The 22614-nt window shown below is 61.8% G+C and carries 13 protein-coding genes and 1 pseudogene; 4 read left to right on the top strand and 10 right to left on the bottom strand.

What is annotated here, in order from left to right; all coding sequences use genetic code 11:
* Positions 1 to 870 carry a DUF2182 domain-containing protein gene (locus tag PYH37_RS11845; RefSeq protein ID WP_280736016.1) on the top strand — a complete coding sequence of 290 codons (870 nt, stop codon included), beginning with the start codon at positions 1 to 3 and terminating at the stop codon, positions 868 to 870.
* Positions 871 to 1005: 135 nt separating this feature from the next.
* Here PYH37_RS11845 and dnaJ read toward each other — a convergent pair whose 3' ends face one another.
* The 3 genes from dnaJ to PYH37_RS11860 all read right to left on the bottom strand — a co-directional run bounded on the left by dnaJ (position 1006) and on the right by PYH37_RS11860 (position 6880).
* Entirely contained in the window at positions 1006 to 2151 is a 1146-nt protein-coding gene (gene dnaJ / locus PYH37_RS11850; RefSeq protein ID WP_280735135.1) for a molecular chaperone DnaJ, read from the bottom strand.
* 320 nt (positions 2152 to 2471) lie between these two features.
* Positions 2472 to 4394, bottom strand: a complete 1923-nt coding sequence (gene dnaK, locus PYH37_RS11855) for a molecular chaperone DnaK (RefSeq protein ID WP_280735136.1) — start codon at positions 4392 to 4394, stop codon at positions 2472 to 2474.
* A gap of 263 nt (positions 4395 to 4657) precedes the next feature.
* Positions 4658 to 6880, bottom strand: a complete 2223-nt coding sequence (locus tag PYH37_RS11860) for a transglycosylase domain-containing protein (RefSeq protein WP_280735137.1) — start codon at positions 6878 to 6880, stop codon at positions 4658 to 4660.
* A 546-nt stretch (positions 6881 to 7426) separates the two neighbouring features.
* Here PYH37_RS11860 and PYH37_RS11865 point away from each other — a divergent pair.
* Together PYH37_RS11865 and PYH37_RS11870 are read left to right on the top strand one after the other, a co-directional pair.
* On the top strand, positions 7427 to 8314 hold the full coding sequence (locus PYH37_RS11865; protein WP_280735138.1) for a DMT family transporter: 888 nt from the start codon (positions 7427 to 7429) through the stop codon (positions 8312 to 8314).
* Positions 8315 to 8488: 174 nt separating this feature from the next.
* Positions 8489 to 8978: pseudogene (locus PYH37_RS11870) on the top strand (hypothetical protein).
* A 110-nt stretch (positions 8979 to 9088) separates the two neighbouring features.
* Here the strand turns inward: PYH37_RS11870 and PYH37_RS11875 are convergent.
* The 3 genes from PYH37_RS11875 to PYH37_RS11885 all read right to left on the bottom strand — a co-directional run bounded on the left by PYH37_RS11875 (position 9089) and on the right by PYH37_RS11885 (position 12425).
* Positions 9089 to 10036, bottom strand: coding sequence for a lysylphosphatidylglycerol synthase transmembrane domain-containing protein (locus PYH37_RS11875; protein WP_280735141.1), 948 nt, complete (start codon positions 10034 to 10036; stop codon positions 9089 to 9091).
* Positions 10037 to 10388: 352 nt separating this feature from the next.
* Entirely contained in the window at positions 10389 to 11777 is a 1389-nt protein-coding gene (locus tag PYH37_RS11880; protein WP_280735143.1) for a M20/M25/M40 family metallo-hydrolase, read from the bottom strand.
* 204 nt (positions 11778 to 11981) lie between these two features.
* A complete protein-coding gene (locus tag PYH37_RS11885) occupies positions 11982 to 12425 on the bottom strand; it encodes a MarR family winged helix-turn-helix transcriptional regulator (RefSeq protein ID WP_280735144.1) in 444 nt (147 codons plus the stop codon).
* A gap of 506 nt (positions 12426 to 12931) precedes the next feature.
* Between PYH37_RS11885 and polA the strand changes: the two genes are divergently transcribed.
* Positions 12932 to 15946 (top strand): DNA polymerase I, encoded by a 3015-nt coding sequence (gene polA, locus PYH37_RS11890; RefSeq protein ID WP_280735145.1) that lies wholly within the window; start codon positions 12932 to 12934, stop codon positions 15944 to 15946.
* A gap of 218 nt (positions 15947 to 16164) precedes the next feature.
* On the opposite strand, the gene PYH37_RS11895 is transcribed toward polA, so the two are convergent.
* From PYH37_RS11895 to PYH37_RS11910, 4 genes are all read right to left on the bottom strand, one after another.
* Entirely contained in the window at positions 16165 to 16797 is a 633-nt protein-coding gene (locus PYH37_RS11895) for a TetR family transcriptional regulator (RefSeq protein ID WP_280735146.1), read from the bottom strand.
* A 50-nt stretch (positions 16798 to 16847) separates the two neighbouring features.
* On the bottom strand, positions 16848 to 20015 hold the full coding sequence (locus tag PYH37_RS11900) for an efflux RND transporter permease subunit (RefSeq protein ID WP_280735147.1): 3168 nt from the start codon (positions 20013 to 20015) through the stop codon (positions 16848 to 16850).
* A gap of 10 nt (positions 20016 to 20025) precedes the next feature.
* The gene (locus tag PYH37_RS11905) at positions 20026 to 21234 is read right to left on the bottom strand and encodes an efflux RND transporter periplasmic adaptor subunit (RefSeq protein WP_280735148.1); all 1209 of its coding nucleotides are present in this window, start codon (positions 21232 to 21234) and stop codon (positions 20026 to 20028) included.
* Between the two features lie 368 nt (positions 21235 to 21602).
* Positions 21603 to 22613, bottom strand: coding sequence for an ABC transporter ATP-binding protein (locus tag PYH37_RS11910; RefSeq protein ID WP_280735149.1), 1011 nt, complete (start codon positions 22611 to 22613; stop codon positions 21603 to 21605).
* Position 22614: the final 1 nt, after the last annotated feature.

The following is a 22614-nucleotide window of genomic DNA, read 5'->3' on the forward strand; positions in this document are numbered from 1 at the left end:
GTGATGCCGGATACCGCTCTCGAAACCTTGTTGCGACGCGACCGGACGGTCATCGCCGCGTCGGTCGCCACTCTGGTGGCTCTCGCCTGGATCTATATCCTCTGGCTGGCCACGACCATGGATATGGGCGGTATGGTCACGCCCGAAGCGGGAATGGATGCCGACACGCCGATGGGGGACGGCATGGAAATGGGGAGCGAAGGGCAGGCCGATCTCGAAAAGCTGATCGGCGTCTCTCCGCGTCCCTGGACCGCGGTTGATGCCGCCTTCACGCTGACGATGTGGATGGTGATGATGGTCGGCATGATGCTTCCTTCGGCGACGCCGATGATCCTGCTTTATGCCCGTGTCGGCCGGCAGAGCCGAGGAGATGGCAAGCCCTTTGCGACGACCGGCTTCTTCGCCGGCGGTTATCTCCTCGCCTGGACTGGCTTCTCTCTGGCCGCAACACTTGGACAATGGCTGATCGACGGCGCGCTGTTGACGCCGGCGCTTGCGAGCGCCAGCCGCGTGTTCAGCGGCGTCGTGCTGGTGGTTGCGGGTCTCTACCAATGGACGCCGCTCAAGGACGCGTGCCTGCGGCAATGCCAGGCGCCGATCGTCTTTCTGCAGAACCACGGCGGCTTCCGCCGCGATCCGCGCGGGGCGGTCGCTCTCGGTTTTCGCCACGGCCTCTATTGTGTCGGCTGCTGCTGGGCGCTGATGACGCTGCTGTTTGTCGTCGGCGTCATGAATGTCCTGTGGATCGCCGTGATCGCCGTCTTCGTTCTTGTTGAGAAGCTGCTGCCGACAGGCGGCGTGCTCTCCCGCGCCGCAGGCGCGGTGCTCGTCGTCTTCGGCCTCTGGCAATTGTTTGCCGCAGCCCTCTGACGGGAGCGCGCCTCTACTGCATGTGTCCTTAGATCGGAGCCGATCTAAAGACACATGCAGCAATTCAAAGCGCTACAGCGACCTTTGCGCGTCTGAATAGACACGGCGCTGTATGGGACGCGCGCTTGAATGAGGTCAATCGCTCAACGTATCGAAGAAATCCTTCATCCGGGCGAAGAAGCCCGCCGATTCCGGATTGTTCTCCTTGGACGAGATCTGCTCGAACTCCTGCAGCAATTCGCGCTGGCGCTTGGTGAGCTTTTGCGGCGTCTCGATCTGGATCTGGATGTAGAGATCGCCCATCTGGTTGGAGCGCAGCACCGGCATGCCCTTGCCTTTCAGGCGGAACTGCTTGCCGGCCTGCGTGCCTTCCGGCACTGTCACGCGGGACTTCGTGCCGTCGAGCGTTGTGACATCGAACTTACCGCCGAGCGCCGCCGTCGTCATCGAGATCGGCACACTGCAATAGAGGTCGGCGCCGTCGCGCTGGTAGAACTCATGCGGCTTGACGGACAGAAAAATATAGAGATCGCCCGGCGGTCCACCGCGAAGTCCGGCTTCGCCTTCGCCTGAAAGGCGGATGCGCGTTCCGTCCTCGATGCCGGCCGGGATGTTGACCGAGAGCGTCCGCTCCTCCATGACCCGGCCTTGGCCATGGCACTTCGTGCACGGATCGGTGATCGTCTGACCACGGCCGCCGCAGGTGGGGCAGGTGCGCTCGATCGAGAAGAAGCCCTGGGCAGCACGCACCCGGCCGGACCCATGACAGGTGGGGCAGGTCTTCGGGCTGGTGCCAGGCTTCGCGCCCGTGCCGGTGCAGACGTCACAGGTGATGGAGGTCGGAACACGGATCTGCGCGGTCTTGCCGGTATAGGCCTCCTCGAGCGTGATTTCCATGTTGTAGCGCAGGTCCGCGCCGCGTTCGCGGCCGCCGGACGAGCGCCGTTGGCGGCCACCGCCCATCATCTCGCCGAAAATATCTTCGAAAATATCGGAGAAGCCGCCGGCGGCGCTGCCGCCGCCAAACCCGTTGCCGAAGCCCGCGCCCATGCCGCCCTGCTCAAAGGCAGCATGTCCGTAGCGGTCGTAGGCTGCCCGCTTTTGCGGGTCCTTCAGCGTCTCGTAGGCTTGGTTGATTTCCTTGAAGGATTTTTCCGCTTCTGTGTCACCGGGGTTTTTGTCCGGGTGATACTTCATCGCCAGTTTGCGGAAGGCGCTTTTCAGCTCCTTCTCGTCCGCGTTTTTTCCAACGCCAAGCGTTTCGTAAAGATCACGTTTCATGCTTCAAAGATTATCCTTTGGCAGGCCTTGCCAGCGCGTGCCCCGGCGGCAACCTGATTATCTTGCCACAGGATTTAGTAAACCTTAAAGCGCGATGCCATAGCCAACTCGGTACTAGCGCGGATTTTTGTCTGAAAAATGCAGTTTTCGACGGGCCGTCACCTCGCCAGCGATGATTGACGGGGTTGCATCATGCCTGTGAGCGGGCGACCGTCGGGAAAGACACCCCCGCTTCGCCAAATCCGCTTCCTGGAATTTCGCCGCGTTGACACAAAAAAGCCCGGGATCGCTCCCGGGCTCGTTCGTTGCAAAGGCCAAACTTAGGCAGAGCGCTTGCGGCCGTCCTCGTCCTTGACCTCTTCGAAATCGGCATCGACGACATCGCTGTCGCGAGCGGCGTCGGCCGCTGCATCCGCATGGGCGGCTTCGGCCTGCTGAGACTCATAAATCGCTTGGCCGAGCTTCATGGAAACTTCCATGAGCGTGTTGGTCTTGGCCTTGATGTCCTCGGCGTCCGGCTCGGAAGCCTCGGCGGCGGTCTTGAGCGCCGCAATCGCGTCGCTGATCGCCTTACGGTCCGTCTCCGAAACCTTGTCGCCATATTCCTTCAGCGACTTCTCTGAAGAATGGATCAGGGCTTCGGCCTGGTTCTTGGCTTCGACCGTTTCGCGGCGCTTCTTGTCGACCTCGGCATTGGCTTCGGCGTCCTTGACCATCTTCTCGATGTCGGCGTCGGAGAGACCACCGGATGCCTGGATGCGGATCTGGTGTTCCTTGCCGGTGCCCTTGTCCTTGGCCGATACCTGCACGATGCCGTTGGCGTCGATGTCGAAAGTGACTTCGATCTGCGGTACGCCGCGCGGCGCCGGCGGAATGCCGACGAGGTCGAACTGGCCGAGCAGTTTGTTGTCCGCCGCCATTTCGCGCTCACCCTGGGAAACGCGGATCGTCACCGCGGACTGGTTGTCGTCGGCCGTCGAGAAGACCTGCGATTTCTTGGTCGGGATCGTCGTGTTGCGCTCGATCAGGCGGGTGAAGACGCCGCCGAGCGTTTCAATGCCGAGCGACAGCGGGGTCACGTCGAGGAGCAGAACGTCCTTGACGTCGCCCTGCAGAACGCCGGCCTGGATGGCAGCACCCATGGCGACCACTTCATCCGGGTTCACGCCCTTGTGCGGCTCCTTGCCGAACAACTGCTTCACGGTTTCCTGAACTTTCGGCATGCGGGTCATGCCGCCGACGAGAACGACTTCGTCGATCTCGGCCGCGGAGACGCCGGCATCCTTGAGCGCCGCCTTGCAGGGCGCGATGGTCTTCTGGATCAGATCCTCGACCAGGCTTTCGAACTTGGCGCGCGACAATTTCATCGTCAGATGCTTCGGACCGGAAGCATCGGCCGTGATGAACGGCAGGTTGATTTCCGTCTGCTGCGAGGACGACAGCTCGATCTTCGCCTTTTCGGCAGCTTCCTTGAGGCGCTGCAGCGCAAGCTTGTCGTTCTTGAGGTCGATGCCCTGTTCCTTCTTGAACTCGGCTGCCAGGTATTCGACCAGACGCATGTCGAAGTCTTCACCGCCGAGGAAGGTGTCGCCGTTGGTCGACTTCACTTCGAAGACGCCATCGCCGATTTCGAGCACGGAAATATCGAATGTACCGCCGCCAAGGTCGTAGACGGCGATCGTCTTGCCTTCCTTCTTGTCGAGGCCATAGGCGAGCGCGGCCGCGGTCGGCTCGTTGATGATGCGCAGCACTTCGAGGCCGGCGATCTTGCCGGCGTCCTTGGTGGCCTGACGCTGGGCGTCGTTGAAGTAGGCCGGAACGGTGATCACGGCCTTCTCGACCTTTTCACCGAGATAGGATTCGGCCGTTTCCTTCATCTTCTGGAGGATCATGGCGGAGATCTGCGACGGGGAGTAGCCCTTGCCCTGGGCCTCGACCCACGCATCGTTATTATCGGCCTTGATAATCTTGTAGGGGACCATCCCCTTGTCCTTCTGCGTCGTCGGATCCTGGAAGGTCCGGCCGATCAGGCGCTTGATCGCAAAGAGGGTGTTCTCCGGATTGGTGACGGCCTGGCGTTTGGCCGGCTGGCCGACGAGACGTTCGCCGTCGTCGGTGAATGCCACCATCGAGGGGGTCGTGCGCGCGCCCTCGGCGTTTTCGATCACCTTCGCGTCCTTGCCGTCCATGACGGCGACGCAGGAGTTGGTCGTTCCCAGGTCAATACCAATTACTTTAGCCATGTCGTTCTCTCCTTGCAGCGGACTGTCGGAACCCGGTCAGGCATTCGTGGGACAGCCCCTAACGGGATGGTCTTTGAATTTTATCGCAGCTCGGGCTGCGCCGATGCGGCGTATATAAGGACCGGCGTTTCGGACTGCAAGGCATTCTGCGGGGGGATCAGGGGCAAATGCAAGCGGCGTTTCTTGTTCCTGCGAAGGGATATCGATATCGCTACTTCCCGTTGCGGGAAAACCGCGTGGCAGAGCGCGTTTCCGGCGGTCGTTCAGCCGCCTGTCAGCAGGTCGAAAAGCGTGGTCCGGCGCGTCGCCCCGGTCGTCTCGCCGACGCCTTCGGGCGGAATCGGGCCCCCTTCCTGTTCGTTCGCCGGGCGTACTTGCTCGATGGCGGCCGTGCCATCAACGCTTGCCGGCGGCTCGGGAAATGCATCGGCAGCGCCGGTTCCGAAGCCGTCCGAAACCGCCTCGGCGCCAGCGGCCGCGCCGCCGTCGAAGACCGGCTGGACGCCGGTCGTGCCGAAGAGCGGCGACGGCGAAAGACCCTCGTGAGCCGCAACCATGAAATCGTGCCAGGCCTTGGCGGGAAGGCCTCCACCGGTCACCTTCTTCATCGATTTGCCGTCGTCGTTGCCGAACCAGATGCCGGTCGTCAGGTTGGACGTATAGCCGACGAAAAGCGCATCGCGGAAAGATTGAGTGGTGCCCGTCTTGCCGGCCGCCTCCCAGCCCGGCAGGCGCGCCTTCTTGCCGGTTCCAGTCGTCAGTACGCGCATCATCATCTGGTTCATCTCGCTGACGATCGCCGGATCGAGCACGCGCGGCGGGTTGTCGTAGGTATTTTCGAAGAGCACCGTGCCGTCCGCGGTGGAGATGCGGCGGATGACATGCGGCGTTGCCTTGAAACCGCCGTTCATGAAGGGCGCGTAGGATGACGTCAGCTCGACAAGCGTGACTTCCGACGTTCCAAGCGCGATCGAGGCGTTCGCCTGCATTTCCGAATCGATTCCCAGTCGATGTGCGACCTTGACGACCTGTTGCGGCCCCACCTCCATGACGAGCTGGGCGGCGATCGTATTCAGCGAATTGGCGAGCGCATCGGCAAGCGTTACGTCTCCACGATATTTCTGATCGTAGTTTTCCGGTGTCCAGTTGCCGATCCTGACCGGCGCATCATTGCGGACGGACATGGGCGTGCGACCGATCTCGAGCGCCGCCGCGTAGACGAAGGGCTTGAAGGCGGAACCCGGCTGGCGCTTGGCCTTGGAGGCGCGGTCGAACTGGCTTTCGGCATAATCCCGTCCGCCGACCAGGGCTCTGATCGCACCGGTGCCGTCGATAGAGACGAGGGCGGCCTGCGAGGCATTGAGCTTGCCTCCTTCCGCCTCCAATGTCGCGGAAATGACCTCTTCGGCCTCCTTTTCAAGCGCTAGGTCGATGGTCGTGTCGATCACAAGATCCTGCGTGATCTCGCCGATCATGCCGGGAAGCTGGTCCATCACCATGTCGGCGACGTAGTATTCGGCGCCCGACCAGAAGCTCTTGGCCCGCGTCGGTGCCTGCGACATCGCCGTCTTGATCTCGGCGTCGCTGATGAAGCCCTCTTCGCGCATCGCGCCGAGCACGACCTGCGCCCGTTGCTCGGCTGCCTGCGGATCGCGTGCCGGCGACAGCCGCGACGGCGCCTTCAACAGACCGGCGAGCAACGCCGCCTCGCCGAGATTGACGTCGCGTGCCGACTTGTTGAAGTAGCGCCGCGAAGCCGCTTCGACGCCATAGGCGTTGGAGCCGAAGAAGACGCGGTTGAGATACATCGCCAGGATCTGGTCCTTGGAGTATTTCTGTTCCAGCCAGAGGGCGAGCAGCACCTCCTGCACCTTCCGCTCCAAAGTCCGCTCAGGCGAGAGGAACAGGTTCTTGGCGAGCTGCTGCGTCAAGGTCGAGCCGCCCTGAACCATGCGCCCGGCCGTGAGATTCGTCAGCATGGCGCGTGCGAGGCCAAGCGGATCGACGCCGAAATGCGAATAGAACCGGCGGTCCTCGATGGCGATCACGGCCTGGGGAATATAGGGCGACATGTTTTCGAGCGACAGCGCCTCGCCGCCGGTCGCGCCCCGATTGGCGATGATGTCGCCGCTAACCGAGAGAATTTTCACGTTCGGCGGACGGTCCGGGATCGACCAACTGGTGGCGCTCGGCATGCGCGCGCCGTAATAGAGCACCAGGCCACCGACGCCGATGGCGCCCCATATGCCGAGCACGACGCACCAATAGGCGAGGCGCCGCACGAGCCCGAAAAAGCCGCTGCCGGAGCCGCCTTTGCTCGCGCGCCTGCCGCGTGGCTCTCGTTTGCCGCTGCTTTGCGTGGACTTGGCGCGCCTGGATTTGCGTGCGCCGCTCACGCGATCGCTCGCCTCGACGCGGAAATCGTCATCGTCGTCATTGCCGCCGAAGGAGGGTTCTATCCGCTGTCCTGATTTGCCGCTCGCCATGCCGGAAGGATGCGTCCCTTTGAGGCCGGACCCGGTTGCATTATCGCTCCAGCGATTCCGGCGGCGCAGTTTGTCGAGCGATTGCGGGATGCTGCTCCCGCCCCGCTCGTGCCGATCCGTTGGACTCTAAATGCGGCAATTTAAGGGGGAGTTAAGAGCCCGAATTCACACTTTGTTAAGTTCTCTCAATTCGTTACCCTTGCCCGCCCTCTCCCTGTCCGACATCGATATATCCGCGACTTCTTCTGCCGTTGCCCTGCGTCCTGCGCAATGCTGCAATGCAGCATTAGCTATGTTAAATCAGCCGGAATGATTTATCGTGTGTTTATCGAAGCGCTGCACCTCCTCCCGCGGCGCCCGATGCAGGTCGGTTTCACTCCTCCTCCCAGAAACCGATCAAGTTTAAAGACCCCGACGCCACCTCCTCCCGGCTCGGGGTCTTTTTATTTTCATCAGAACGGGTTTCCGAATTCGACGGCGGCAAATCTGCAGGACGCTTTGAAAAAATCGTGGTTGCAGTCGCAAAGCGCGTGTATCTGCTGATCTATGAAATCCAAAGCAAATGGCTACGTCTTCGCGCTTCTGGCGATCGTCATCTTCGCCATCCAGGACGGCATCTCAAAGCACCTTGGCGCCATTTACCCGCCGGTCTTCGTGGCGATGATCCGTTATTGGGCCTTTGCCGTCTTCGCTATTGTGCTGGCGTCGCGGGCGCCGGGCGGAATTGGCGCCACGATCGTGACGAAGAGGCCGGTGCTCCAGCTGCTGCGCGGTGTCTTGCTGGCGGCGCAGATCGTTATCGTCATCACATCCTTCACCATCGTCGGCCTCGCGCATTCGCAGGCGATCCTCTCGGCAACGCCGCTGTTCGTCGCGCTGCTTTCGATGCCGCTGCTCGGCGAGCGGGTGGGCTGGCGGCGCTGGGCGGCCATCACTGCCGGCCTTGTCGGCGTCCTCATGATCCTGAAGCCCGAAGAGGGCACCTTCGACGTGAACTTCCTGCTGCCGCTCACGGCTGCATTGACCTTCGCGATCTATGTCATCACGACGCGGCTGGTGAGCCGCGACGACGCGGCGATCACCAGTTTCTTCTATACCGGCGTCGTCGGCGCCGTTGCGATCAGTCTTGTCGGCCCTTTCTTCTGGGCGACGCTGTCCGGCCCGGATTGGGGCTGGATGCTCCTGCTTTGCATTACCGGCACCTCCAGCCATTATTTCCTGATCCGAGCCTATGACATGCTGGATGCGGTGGCGGTACAGCCGCTCACCTATCTGCAACTCGTCTTCGCCTCGATCATGGGCGTCACGATCTTTGGAGAGACGCTGATGGCAAGCATGATCGTCGGCTCCGTGTTGGTGGTCGCCGCCGGGATATTCACCGTTTGGCGAGAGCGTGTCGTTGCGAGGCGCAAGGCCGGCCTGCCGCCGGCGTGACGGTTTTGAACCGCCTCAACCCAAAATAGTCGTGATCGCAATGAATCCTGCTGATCGCCCACAGCGCCGTGCGTCTTTTCCGACGCACAAAGGTCGCTGTAGCACTTTGAATTGCTGCATGTTTTTAAATCGGTTCCGACTTGAGGAAACATGCAGTCGTCGAGGGGAGAGGTGATGAGGGTTCGTTCTTTGGCAGCGCTGGGATTTGCAGCCCTTGCGGCAATGAACGTCGACGGCCGGGCGCAGGAGTCCGTCGCCTATGTGGACGACCGTTCCGATGGGGCGGCGCTCGTTCGCTCGCTTTATAACGCTATCAACCGGAAGGAATACGAGGGCTTACGGCTATTTCGGCGAATCGAAGCCGGTGGGCGATTTCAAGGCATTTGCGAACGGCTATGCGGACACTGACACGGTCGAGGTGAGGATCGGCAAGGTGACGACGGAGGGCGCTGCCGGCAGCATCTACGCGGCCGTCCCCGTTGCGATCAAATCGGTCGATCGAACGTCAAAAGTTCGCTTCTTCTCCGGCTGCTACGTCGCCCGCATCATCAACCCGTCACTTCAGGTTCCGCCCTTCACGCCCTACCAGATCGAAGCGGCGCGGATCGATGAGGTGCAGGGGCCGATCGAAAACGCCATACCCGCCGTCTGCAACGCGCCCTGATACTACAGTGCCATGCGTCTTCTCAGACGCATGAGGTCGCTGTAGCACTTTGAATTGCTGCATGTTCTTAAATCGGTTCCGATTTAAGAACATGCAGTGCGCGATGAACGCTAAAGGCCCTTCTCACCGCGCTCGGCCAGGAAACGCGAGCGCTCGAAAACGAGAATGACCACAAGTGCCATGACGAAAGGTATGAGGAGATAGAGCAGCCGGAAGATCGCAAGCGCTGCAAGCACGTCGGCGGGATCCATTTCCGGAAGGGCGGCGATGAAGACGAGCTCGAGAACGCCGAGGCCACCCGGCGCATGCGAGAGCAGCGCCGCCGAGAATGATGCCAGAAAAATCCCGAGGATGACGACGTAGCCAGGATTGCCGGCCTGCGGCAGGGCGAAATAGATGATGCCGGCGGCGCCCAGCAGTTCGACCGGGGCGATCACCAACTGCCGGAGCACGATCGAAGGCCGCGGATAATGAAGCTGGAACCATCGCGTGCGGATCGGGGGAAGGCCGATCAGGCTTCCGAGGATATAGAGGCCGACAAGCACGAGAAGCAAAATGCCGGTCGTCAGCGACATCTCAATCGGCAGGAACTCCGCAAACCGCTCGATGATGTCGGGTTTCGCAAGGAGCACGATCGCCGACAGCATCAGCGTGCCGAGCGTGAAGGTGAAGGAACAGAAGGCGACGAGCACGCCCACCTCGCCGGCGGTGAGGCCCTTTGACCTATAGGCGCGGTAACGGACCACGGCGCCGGAGAAGACCGACGCGCCGAGATTATGCGACAGCGCGTAGGTCGTGAACGAGCAGAGCGTGATGAACCAGATGGATATGCGGTGGCCGAGATGGTCGAGCGCCAGCCGGTCGTAAGCGGCAAGTGCCCCATAGGCGACCAAGGTCGAGCCGGCGGCGAGCAGCCAGCTTCTGATCGATATGGCCTGGAAGCTTGCGACGAATTCATCGAGCGAAAGGCCGCGGAGCTCGTGATAGAGCGCGTTCACCGAAAAGAGAATCGCCGCCAGTCCGACGACCGGCCAGAAATATGCTTTAAGGCGTCTCATACCGGCGCCAGGACGTGTTCGCGATCGAGAAGAGCTCGGGGCATCGGGGACTTGCCGGAGCGGTCACGCCAATCCTGCGCACGAAAAGGATCGCGCTTCGAGCGCGGTGCCTCGGTCCTCTCGCTTGCCAACAGCCCATTTCCCATTCTGATTTGTTTTCAGAAAAGGGAAGCATCCTGCGCCCGGCAGGTCAAGCAGTGATAACCGATATCCGCTCGCGCTTCGTCAAGCGTGCGGATGCATAACGGGAGAATGGTGCGATCCTCGTTGGCGGCGCCATCGCCGCGTGGTTGCCGGCAGCCGGATCACTTGGCAAAACCGTGGCGGAGGGTGCCTCCGCCACGGTCCGGCCTCAAGCGGCGAGCGCGTCGAGAATGCGGATCCACGAGCGGATGCCCTTGTGGAAGGATTGCAGCTCGTACTTCTCGTTGGGCGAGTGGATGCGATCGTCGGAAAGGCCGAAGCCGACGAGGAGCGATTCCATGCCGAGCATTTTCTGGAAATCCCCCACGATCGGGATCGAGCCGCCCATGCCGATGACGACGGCTGGCCTCGGCCATTCGTCGGAGAGTGCGAACTTCGCCGTGTTCAGCAGGGCCGAATCGTAGGGGAGGTGGATAGCCGGCGAAGCACCATGCGCATGGAACTCGACCGAGCAGTCCGCCGGGATCTTCGACCGGGCATAGGCCCGAAATGTCTCGCGGATTTTCGCCGGATCCTGGTTGCCGACGAGACGGAAGGAGACTTTGGCCGAGGCCTGCGCGGCGATCACTGTCTTGAAACCTTCGCCCGTGTAGCCGCCGGTAATGCCGTTGACCTCCGCCGTCGGGCGCGCCCAGGTCAATTCGAGCACGGACCGCCCCTTTTCACCGGACGGAATGGAGAGGCCGATCTCGCCGAGGAATTTTTCGGCGGTCTGGCCAAGCGTTTCCCATGCGGCCTTGATCTGAGCGGGCGTCTCCTCGACCCCGTCATAGAAATTGTTGAGCGTCACGCGGCCGGTCTCATCGTGAAGACCTGCGAGGATATCGGCCAGAATATGGATCGGGTTCGCCGCCGCGCCACCGAAATAGCCGGAGTGCAGGTCGCGATCCGCCGCCTTGACGATGATCTCCTCGCCGACAAGGCCGCGAAGGCCCGCGGAAATCGCGGGCGTCTCGCGGTCCCACATGCTGGTGTCGCAGACCAGCGCATAGTCGGCCTTGAGTTCGGCGGCATTGGCTTCGAGAAACGGTTTGAGCGAAGGAGAGCCGGATTCTTCTTCCCCTTCGAAGAGAATGGTGATGCGGCAGGGAAGCGCGCCCTGGGTTTCCTTGTAAGCGCGCACGGCCTCGACAAAGGTCATCAACTGGCCCTTGTCGTCGGCGGTGCCGCGACCGGTAATGACCTTGCGGCCGGGCTCGACTTCCTTGATCGCCGGCTCGAAGGGGGGAGCGTCCCAAAGATTCAGCGGATCCACCGGTTGCACGTCGTAATGGCCATAGAAGAGCAGGTGCGGAGCGCTCGCCATCGCCGCGTCATGATGGGCAACGACCATCGGGTGACCGGGCGTGTCACGCACTGAGGCGGTGAAGCCGAGCGCGTTCAGTTCCGCCAACAGCCATTCCGCCGCCTTGCGGCACTCCAGCTTGAAGGCCGGGTCGGTGGAGATGGACTTGATACGGACGAGATCGAAGAGCCGTTCGAGGCTCTTCGGAAGATTTGCGTCGGCGCGCTCAAGAACGGGAGTTATATCTGCCATCGTGCGAATCCTTGCGTGGGTCTCGCCCGGAACCTACTGCATGATTTCTTAAATCGAAATCGAATTAAGGAATAAAATCATGCAGGACTTCGAAGTGCTGCGGCCACCTTTTCAGGTCTGAGAGGACGCGCGGCGCTGTCGTGCCGAAGCCGGCGGCTTTAAACAAGTCCCTTGATGCAGCGATGAATCCTTGGCTGCGGCGGCTCATGAAATATTGTTATCGCGAGCCGTGTTGGCGAGCGCCATGCGCATATATTCCAGCATGAGCTCCTTTTCGAAGCGGCGAAAGCCGGAGAGAAGCGATTGGTCCGCCGCCTGCGCCGCTTCCTTTGCCGCGGCCTCCATTTGTCTGGCGCGCTCCGTCAGGAAAATCTGCTGCGAGCGCTTGTCGCTCGGGTGTCTGCGCCGGGTGATGAGGCCGTCGCGTTCCATGCGGGCGAGCGTATTGGCCATGGTCGCCTGCTCGATGTCCAGCCGCTCTAAAAGCTGCTTTTGCGTCAGCCCTTCCTCGGCCCACAATTCGAGCAGAATGGGAAACTGGCCGGGCGCGAACCCCAGCTTCTGGCCCCGCTCCTGCAGGGCGCGCGAGAAGCTTTTGGCCAGCAGACTGGCCAGATAGGTCGCAGATTCCATCCGGTTGAAGGCCATGCAACATGGGTACCCGCGAACCGGGGCGAAGACAAGTTACAAAGCCGGCGATGGAGTTGAAGTTTTCCCGACTTCACGGGGATTTGAGCCCTTCTCGGAGACCAACGTCAGCCAACAAAAAACCGTCACGGCGCGGAGGCTGCGCCGTGACGGCTCTTTGAAAGCGGGACAAAGGCCCGGAGAGGGGGATAAGGCCTTTGTCCTCATCTGGTGCGGGCGGGGGACAGGCCAATCACCAGACGACGGCATCATTTTCAGTGCCGGTCAGCATAATTTGAGGAGTCAAATGTGGCTTTTCAAGGATTGTCCGACTGAATCGCACATTACAAATGTGTAACGTTTCCGTGAGCCTATAGGCGCTGCTTGCCGTGCCTCCTGTTCCACCTGCTCGAGGTCAGGACCCCATCAAAGAAGACACGCCCCTGCACGCTCGCTCGGCGGGACTTTATGGCATCCGCCGAAAACCGCAATGGACCTTTCCCCTCCCTCGCGCTATCCATTGCCGCATGAAAAACGGTGATCATCTCTTCCTCGTCGACGGCTCCGGCTTCATCTTCCGGGCGTTCCATGCCATCCCGCCGCTGAACCGCAAGTCCGACGGCTTGCCGGTCAATGCGGTTGCGGGCTTCTGCAACATGCTCTGGAAGCTCCTGACCGATGCGCGCGATACGTCTGTCGGCGTGACGCCGACACATTTCGCTGTGATCTTCGACTACTCCTCGAAGACCTTCCGCAACACGCTTTATGACCAGTACAAGGCGAACCGGACCGCGCCGCCGGAGGACCTGATTCCGCAGTTCGGGCTGATCCGGCACGCCACCCGCGCCTTCAACTTGCCTTGCATCGAGAAGGACGGCTACGAGGCGGACGATCTGATCGCCACCTATGCGCGGCTTGCCGAGGAGGCGGGCGCCGATGTCACCATCGTCTCTTCGGACAAGGACCTGATGCAATTGGTCACCTCCCGGGTGTCGATGTATGACAGCATGAAGGACAAGCGGATCGCGATTCCCGACGTGATCGAGAAGTGGGGTGTGCCGCCGGAGAAGATGATCGATCTCCAGGCGATGACCGGCGACTCGACCGACAACGTACCGGGCATCCCCGGCATCGGCCCGAAGACGGCGGCCCAGCTCTTGGAGGAATATGGCGACCTCGAGACGCTGCTCGCGCGAGCCAGCGAGATCAAGCAGCAGAAAAGGCGCGAGAGCATCATCGCCAATGCCGAGCTCGCGCGCCTGTCCCGCGAGCTCGTCACGTTGAAGAACGACACGCCGCTTGATGTTCCGCTCGAAGAGCTGCGGCTGCATTCGCAAGACGGTCCGAAGCTCATCGCCTTTCTGAAGACGATGGAATTCAACGCGCTGACGCGCCGCGTCGCCGCTGCGACCGATACGGATGCGGAGGCGATCGAGCCGGCTTACGTCCCGATCGAATGGGGCATCGAAGCCCATGGGCCGGATCTCGACATCGGGGAGGCCGCCGGCCCGCCGCCGTCGCCTGCATCGTCGAGCGTCGCCCCGCCACGCGGAGAAGCAGCGAAAGCTGCGGTTTCGTTCCTGACCGGCGGGGAAGACGTCGATGCGACGGGCGCGACGCCGCAAGGGCTTGCACAGGCGCGCGCCCAATACTTCGCGACGGCACCCTTCGATCATTCCAGCTATGTCGCCATCCGCGATCTCGATACGCTCGACCGATGGATCGCCGATGCTCGCGATGCCGGTGTGGTCGGTTTCGAAACGGGGACAAACTCGATCGATGCCATGCGCGCGGACCTGGTGGGATTTTCGATGGCGATCGCCGATTACGGCGTTAGCCCATCGGGCGCCAAGATCCGGGCGGCCTATGTGCCGTTGATCCACAAGAATGGCGTCGGCGACCTGCTCGGCGGCGGCCTCGTGGAAAATCAGGTACCGGTGCGCGAGGCCTTGAGCCGGCTCAAGATGCTGCTGGAGGACCCGTCGGTGCTGAAGGTCGCCCAGGACCTGAAATACGATTACCTCGTGATGAAGCGGCATGGGATCACCATGCAAAGCTTCGACGACGTCATGCTGGCGTCCTATGTGATCGATGCCGGCAACGCTGACCACGGCATGGATTCGCTTTCGGAGCGCTGGCTCAGCCACAAGCCGATCGCCTATAAGGACATTACCGGCAGCGGCAGGTCGTCGCTCACGTTCGACTTCGTTAATGTCGACAAGGCGACGGCTTATGCGGCTGAGAACGCGGATGTGACGCTCAGGCTCTGGCACGTGCTGAAGCCGCAGCTCGCTTCGAAAGGGCTGGTGCGCGTCTACGAGCGCCTCGAAAGACCGCTGGTTGCCGTTCTTGCCCGAATGGAGGAGCGCGGCATCACCGTCGATCGCCAGATCCTCTCCCGCCTTTCCGGGGAACTGGCGCAAGGTGCCGCGGCGCTCGAGGACGAGATCTACCGTCTGGCCGGCGAGACCTTTACCATCGGCTCGCCGAAACAGCTCGGCGATATTCTTTTCGGCAAGATGGGGCTGCCGGGCGGATCGAAGACCAAGACCGGGCAATGGTCGACCTCCGCCCAGGTCCTCGAAGATCTCGCGGCCACCGGCTACGACCTGCCGCGCAAGATCGTCGACTGGCGGCAACTGACCAAACTGAAATCCACCTATACCGATGCATTGCCGGGCTTCGTCCATCCGGAAACGAAGCGCGTGCATACGTCCTACGCGCTGGCCGCGACCACGACCGGACGTCTCTCCTCGTCGGAACCGAACCTGCAGAACATCCCGATACGCACGGCCGAAGGCCGCAAGATCCGCACCGCCTTCGTCGCGACCCCGGGTCACAAGCTGGTTTCGGCGGACTACAGCCAGATCGAGCTCCGGGTGCTGGCGCATGTGGCGGAGATTCCCCAGCTTCGTCAGGCCTTCGCCGATAGTGTCGACATCCACGCGATGACGGCGTCAGAAATGTTCGGGGTTCCTGTCGACGGCATGCCGAGCGAGATTCGCCGCCGCGCAAAGGCGATCAATTTCGGCATCATCTATGGTATCTCCGCCTTCGGCCTCGCCAACCAGCTTTCAATCGAACGCTCGGAAGCGGGCGATTACATCAAGAGGTATTTCGAACGCTTCCCCGGCATTCGCGACTATATGGAGAACACCAAAGCCTTCGCCCGCGAGCACGGCTATGTCGAGACAATCTTCGGCCGGCGCGCCCATTATCCGGATATCCGCTCGTCCAACCCGTCGCTGCGTGCCTTCAACGAGCGCGCCTCGATCAACGCGCCGATCCAGGGCTCGGCCGCCGACATCATTCGCCGCGCCATGATCAAAATGGAGCCGGCACTCGAGGAGGCGAAACTCTCCGCCCGAATGCTGCTTCAGGTCCACGACGAATTGATCTTCGAAGTCGAAGAGACTGAAATCGAGCGAACCATCCCCGTGATCGTGTCGGTGATGGAGAATGCGGCGATGCCTGCACTCAACATGAGGGTGCCGCTGAAGGTCGACGCTCGCGCCGCGCACAACTGGGACGAGGCGCATTGACGCATCATGGGCAGCGCGACGACCTAGAGCGGGCGCCGCGGCCGGCGGTCGAGCGGTGCCAGACGCAAGGCCGTCGTCTTCAGTTGCTGCATGTTTCCTTAAGTCGGAACCGTTTTTTAAAAGCATGCAGCCATGCAAGTGCTACAGCGACCCTTGTGCGTCTGAAAAGACGCACGGCGCTGTAGAGGAGGACGCGGCCAAAATTAGTTTCCGGCTACTTACTGGTCCGAGGTTGTGACGGGTGGCCGGCGGAAGCTGCTAAAGAGACGCTTGAGACCCTCGCGTCCTTCCGCCACAAGATCGAAGCGACGGCCGAAGAGCAGCCATTCCGTGCACAGGCCCATCATCATCCAGTGCAGCGCGCGCGCAGCGGAAGGGGGCGTCCAGCTTTCCTGCAATTGGCCTCTTTCCAAGGCGCGGGTAAAGGCGAGTTCGAGTGTGGCGTTGTGACGCTCGTCAATCTCCTTCTGTCGAACCAGAACGGCCGACATGTCGTTGTCGTAGTCGCATCTCAACATGATCGCGAGAATGCGTTGGCGCTGCTCGTCCTTGGCAAGCATTTCGAGCCAGTCGCTCGTCGCCTTTTCGACGATGGCGAGCGTATCGAAGGCTTCGGTTTCGATCTCGCGGGCGATCATGTCTTCCTGCGGCAGCGGCACCGCATCGTAGAGTGCGAGGAAGAGATCGGTCTTGTTGGCAAAGTGCCAGTAGATGGCGCCGCGCGTGACACCGGCCTCGCTTGCCACCTCCTCAAGGCTCGTGTTGGAAACGCCCTTCTCGTAGAACACCCGCTCGGCGGCGCTCAGGATCTTCTTTCGTGTTGCCTCGGCGTCGGCCTTGGTTCGGCGCATGTAATTCTCCTTGCGTGACGGCCCGCCGATGAGGCGGGCCGTCAGTCTCCTTATTCGGCGGCGTCGGCTCTCTCGGAAGCAGCCTGCGGAGCAGCGTTCGCTTCAGGAGCGGCCGTCTCTGTGGCTTTCCTCCTTCCGAAAATCTTCATGACGAACACGAAGAAGACCGGCACGAAGAAGATCGCGAGCACGGTTGCCGAGATCATGCCGCCCATGACGCCGGTGCCGATGGCGCGCTGGCTGCCGGAGCTCGCCCCCGTCGCGATCGCCAGCGGCAGAACGCCGAGGGTGAAGGCGAGCGAGGTCATCAGGATCGGCCGGAAGCGCAAGTGCGCGGCTTCGAGCGTCGCATCAATCAGCGATTTGCCCTGGTCGCGCAGTTCCTTGGCGAACTCGATGATCAGGATGGCGTTCTTCGCCGACAGGCCGATGATGGCGATCAGGCCGACCTTGAAGTAGACGTCGTTCGGCATGTCGCGCAGCGTCACGGCGAGCACCGAGCCGATGACGCCGAGCGGGACCACCATGATCACCGAGACCGGGATCGACCAGCTCTCGTAAAGTGCGGCCAGGCACAGGAAGACGAGCAGGCACGAGAGCGCGATCAACAGCGGCGCCTGTGATCCCGACTGGATTTCCTGCAGCGACTGGCCGGTCCACTCATAGCCGAAGCCTGCCGGAAGCTGCCCTGCCAGCCGTTCCATCTCGGCGATCGCATCGCCGGAGGAATAGCCCTGTGCCGCTTCGCCGCTGATACGAACCGAAGGATAGCCGTTGTAGCCGACCGACTGCGTCGATGCCTTGATCCATTCCACCGTCGCGAAGGCGGAGAGCGGAACCATGCCGCCGCTCGAATTGCGGACGTTGAGGTTCAGGAGATCGGCGGTCTGCATCCGCTGGTTCTCGTCCGCCTGCACCGTCACCCGTTGCATGCGGCCGGCATTCGGGAAGTCGTTGACATAGGACGAGCCGAGATTGGTCGAGATCGTCGAGTTGATGTCGGCAAAGGTTACGCCGAAGGTATTCGCCTTCTCGCGGTCGATGAGGACGTTGACCTGGGCCGCATCGGGCATGCCCTCGAAACGGACACCGGTGACCACCTTGCTTTGGGAAGCAAGCCCGAGAAGCTGGTCGCGTGCCTGTGCGAGCGCTGCCTCCCCAAGTCCGCCGCGGTCCTGCAGGCGGAACGAGAAGCCGCCGGTGGTGCCGAGGCCCTGGATGGCCGGTGGCGATAACGCGAAGCTAATCGCGTCCTTGATCTGGCTCATCGCCATCGTCGCACGGCCGGCAATCGCCTGAGCGGAGTTGTTCGCGTCACGCTCGCTCCAGTCCTTGAGCGTCACGAAGGCAAGCCCCGCATTCTGGCCGGTACCGAAGAAGGAGAAGCCGTTGATCGCGACGATACGGTCGACCGCCGGTTCCTGACCAAAGATCTTCTCCGCCTGCTCGATCACTTCCGTCGTTCGGTTGCCGGTCGCCTCCGAAGGCAGCTGCATCATCACAATGACATAGCCCTGATCCTCGTCCGGCAGGAACGACGATGGCAGTTTCATGAATGCCCAGCCAAGGCCCGCGAGCAGCGCCAAGTAGATGATCATGAAGCGGCCGGCGCGGTGAACGAGGCCTCTGACGACACGGCTATAGCCGTGCGAGGTTCGGTCGAAATTGCGATTGAACCAGCCGAAGAAGCCGCGCTTGGCGTGATGATGGCCCTTCGGAACCTGTTTCAGGAAACTTGCACAGAGCGCAGGCGTCAGCGACAGCGCCAGCAATGCCGAGAACAGGATCGAAACGACCATCGTCAGGCTGAACTGGCGGTAGATCACGCCGACGGCACCGGGGAAGAAAGCCATCGGGATGAAGACCGAGGCGAGCACCAGCGTAATGCCGATAACGGCGCCGGTGATCTGCTTCATCGCCTTACGCGTGGCATCCTTCGGCGACAATCCCTCTTCCGACATGATGCGTTCGACGTTCTCGACGACGATAATGGCGTCGTCGACGAGAATGCCGATCGCCAGCACCATACCGAACATGGTGAGGACGTTGATCGAAAAGCCCATTGCCAGCATGACCGCGCAGGTGCCGAGCAGTGCGACGGGCACGACAAGCGTGGGGATGATCGTGTACCGGATGTTCTGAAGGAACAGGAACATCACGATGAAGACGAGGGCAACGGCCTCGAGGAGCGTCGATACCACCTTCTCGATCGAGACCTCGACGAAGGGCGAGGTGTCGTAGGGAACAGAATATTCGAGCCCTTGCGGGAAGAACTCGGAGAGTTCGTCCATGCGCGCCTTGACTGCCGCAGAGGTCGACATCGCATTGCCGCTCGGCGAGAGCTGCACCGCGATCGCCGCCGAGGGCTTGCCGTTGAGGCGCGTCGAGAAGGCATAGCTCTCGCCACCGATCTCGATACGGGCGACATCGCGCAGGCGCACGGCCGAGCCGTCGGCATTTGCCCTAAGAACGATCGCGCCGAACTCCTCAGGGCTGGAAAGCTGTCCCTTGATCACTACCGGAGCGCTGATCTGCTGAGTGATCGGATTGGGCTGGGCGCCGATACTGCCCGAGGCGATCTGGGCGTTCTGGGCCTGGATCGCCGCGGTCACGTCGGCGGCGGTCAGGTTGAGGCCGAGCATCTTGTCCGGATCGAGCCAGACGCGCATCGAGCGCTCGGTCGCAAAGAGCTGGGCGCGGCCGACGCCGGGCACACGCTGGATTTCGCTAAGCACGTTGCGGCTGAGATAGTCGCCGAGGCCGATCGCATCCATCGACCCGTCGGTTGAAGTCAGCGAAATGATCAGCAGGAAGCCGGAGCCGGCTTCGTCCACCTGAACGCCCTGCTGTTTGACCGCATCGGGAAGGCGCGGCTCGACGCGCTGTACCCGGTTCTGGATGTCGACCGAAGCCTGGCTGGGGTCAGTGCCCGGCTCGAACGTCGCGTTGATCTCCACCGAGCCGGACGAACTCGAGGTCGACTCGAAATACATCAGCCCCTCGACGCCGTTCAGCTCATCTTCGATCAGACGCGTGACGCTCTGATAGGTGTCCTGTGATGAGGCGCCGGGATAGGTCGTGTTGATCGAGATCTGCGGCGGCGCGACGTTCGGATATTGCGAAACGGGCAACAGCGGGATTGCGATGATGCCGGCGACCATGATGAAGATCGCCACCACCCAGGCAAAGATCGGCCTGTCGATAAAGAAACTAGGCATCTGTAAGCTCTCACTTCACTTCGGTGGTGGGCTTTTCGCCCGTGCCGCCTGAAGCATTGGCCTGCTCGCCCTGGGGCTTTGCGTTCGGGTCCCAATCGGACGGCTCCACCGGCGCGCCGGGAGCAATTTTCTGGAAGCCCTCGACGATGACCTTTTCTCCGGGCTTGAGCCCCGAGGTCACCTGCCAACGCGTGCCGACGGTTCGCCCGAGCGTGACGTTGCGGAATTCGACTTTTTTGTCCGCAGTAACGACATAGACCTGCGACTGTCCGGCATTGTTCCGCTGTACGGCCTGCTGCGGGACGGTGATGGCGTTCTTCTCCAAGCCCTGCTGTACCTGCACGCGCACATACATGCCCGGCAGCAGATCTCCATCCGGATTGGGGAACTCGCCGCGCAGGGTGACCTGGCCCGTCGTCGTGTCGACGGCCGCTTCGGAGAAGAGCAGCCTGCCCTTGTGGCTGTAAGGGGTGCCGTCGTCTAGGATCAACTGCACTTCGGCTTCGTTGTTGGCGCCCATCAGCTGACCGTCCTCAAGCGCATTGCGCAGGCGGATCAGGTCGGTCGCCGATTGCGTGAAGTCGGCATAGATCGGGTCGAGCTGCTGGATCGTTGCCAGGTTCTCCGACCCGTTCGCACTCACGAGGGCGCCTTCGGTGATCAGAGCCCGGCCGATGCGCCCGCTGATCGGAGCGGTGACGTTGGCGTATTGCCGATCGAGCTTCGCCTCGGCGAGGCCTGCTTCGGCGATCCCGACATCGGCCTCTGCCTGCGCCAACTGCGCGATTGCGTCGTCGTACTGCTGAACCGCCGTGACCTGCGCCTCCTTCAACCGCGACTGCCGCTCGGCAGTCTGCTTGGCCTGCTGGAGGACGGCCTTGGCACGGCGGAGCGTTGCCTCGGCGCTGTCGACCCGTACCTGGAACGGCGCCGGATCGATCCGGTAGAGCACATCGCCCTCCTTGACCATCGTGCCCTGTTCGAACACCCGGTCCACCACAATGCCGGAAACGCGCGGTCGAACTTCGGCAATACGCGTCGCGGTGATGCGGCCCGGCAGTTCGTTGGTGATCGGCAGGGATTCGGTGGCCGTGGTGAAAACGGCGACTGCGGCCGGCGGAAAGGCCGGGGCTGCCTGTTGTTCTTCGCTCTTCTGGCAGCCGGCAAGAAAAATCACGGTTGCCAAAGCGGCGGCCAGTGTCGGTCGGTTCATGCGCATCGCAATGTCCATATTCGAGGACCGTCCGCAGCCGTTGCGCCTCGCAGCGCTGCGTGGTCCGAAAGTGAGATGAAGCGGAGCCGGTATCGGCGCGGGAAAATACCGGAAAGCTAATATACAAACACAAATGTATGTTAATTTCTCCCGCAGTGCAACACTGGCACACGATCGCAGCCGACAGCCGAAAAAACCAAAAGCCGCAGCGGGTTCGGCGCTGCGGCTCCTTGATCATCACGCAAGCGTGATCAGGCGTGCCTGCGTTCAAAGCGGGACGAGGAAAAGTGTGAAGCGGTTTTCCGCCCGCGTCCCGCGTCTTACCAAGCGGGACGAGGAAAAGTGTGAAGCGGTTTTCCGCCCGCGTCCCGCATCTACGAATAAGAATTGATCACGCGGCCTTCCGCATCGAAGCGGTGCATGCTGCCGATGACCGGAGTGGCATGCACGATGTCGTCCTCGGCGTAACGGTGTTCACCGAACAGCCGCACGGTAATCAAGCCGAACTGCTCGGTTTCGAGATAGACGATGGTGTCCGCACCGAGATGCTCGACATGGATGACCTTGCCTTTCCAGTCGCCGCTCTCGCGGGAAAGACCGATATGTTCGGGCCGGATGCCGATCGTCTTCGCCGTTGTATCGCCGAGCCGCTCGCCCTCGATGAAGTTCATCTGCGGCGAGCCGATGAAGCCTGCGACAAAGGCATTGGCGGGGTGGTTGTAAAGCTCCATAGGCGAGCCGACCTGCTCGATCTGGCCTGCATTCAGGACGACGATCTTGTCGGCGAGCGTCATCGCTTCGACCTGGTCGTGGGTGACGTAGATCATCGTCGCCTTGAGACTGCGGTGCAGGCGCGCGATCTCGAGGCGCGTATTGACGCGAAGGGCGGCATCGAGATTCGACAGCGGCTCGTCGAAGAGGAAGAGTTTCGGCTCGCGAACGATGGCGCGGCCGATCGCCACACGCTGGCGCTGGCCGCCGGACAGTTCGGCCGGGCGGCGCGCGAGATAGGGATCGAGCGACAGCATCCCTGCTGCCTTGCCGACCTTCTCTTCGATCTCTGCCTTCGCTACGCCCGCCTGTTTCAGTCCAAGGCCCATATTGTCCTTCACCGTCAGGTGCGGATAGAGCGCATAGGATTGAAAAACCATGGCGATGCCGCGTTTGGCGGGCGCGACATGGCCGACCTCGACACCGTCGATCTGCACGCTGCCCGACGTCGCGTCCTCAAGGCCGGCGATGGTGCGCAGCAGGGTCGATTTTCCGCAGCCCGAGGGACCGACGAAAATGACGAACTCGCCGTCCTTCACCTCCAGGTCGATGCCCTTCAGCACCTCGTGGCTGCCGAAGGTCTTGCGGATGGATTTGAGTTGCAGTGATCCCACG

The organism is Sinorhizobium numidicum (assembly GCF_029892045.1).
GTDB lineage: Bacteria > Pseudomonadota > Alphaproteobacteria > Rhizobiales > Rhizobiaceae > Sinorhizobium > Sinorhizobium numidicum.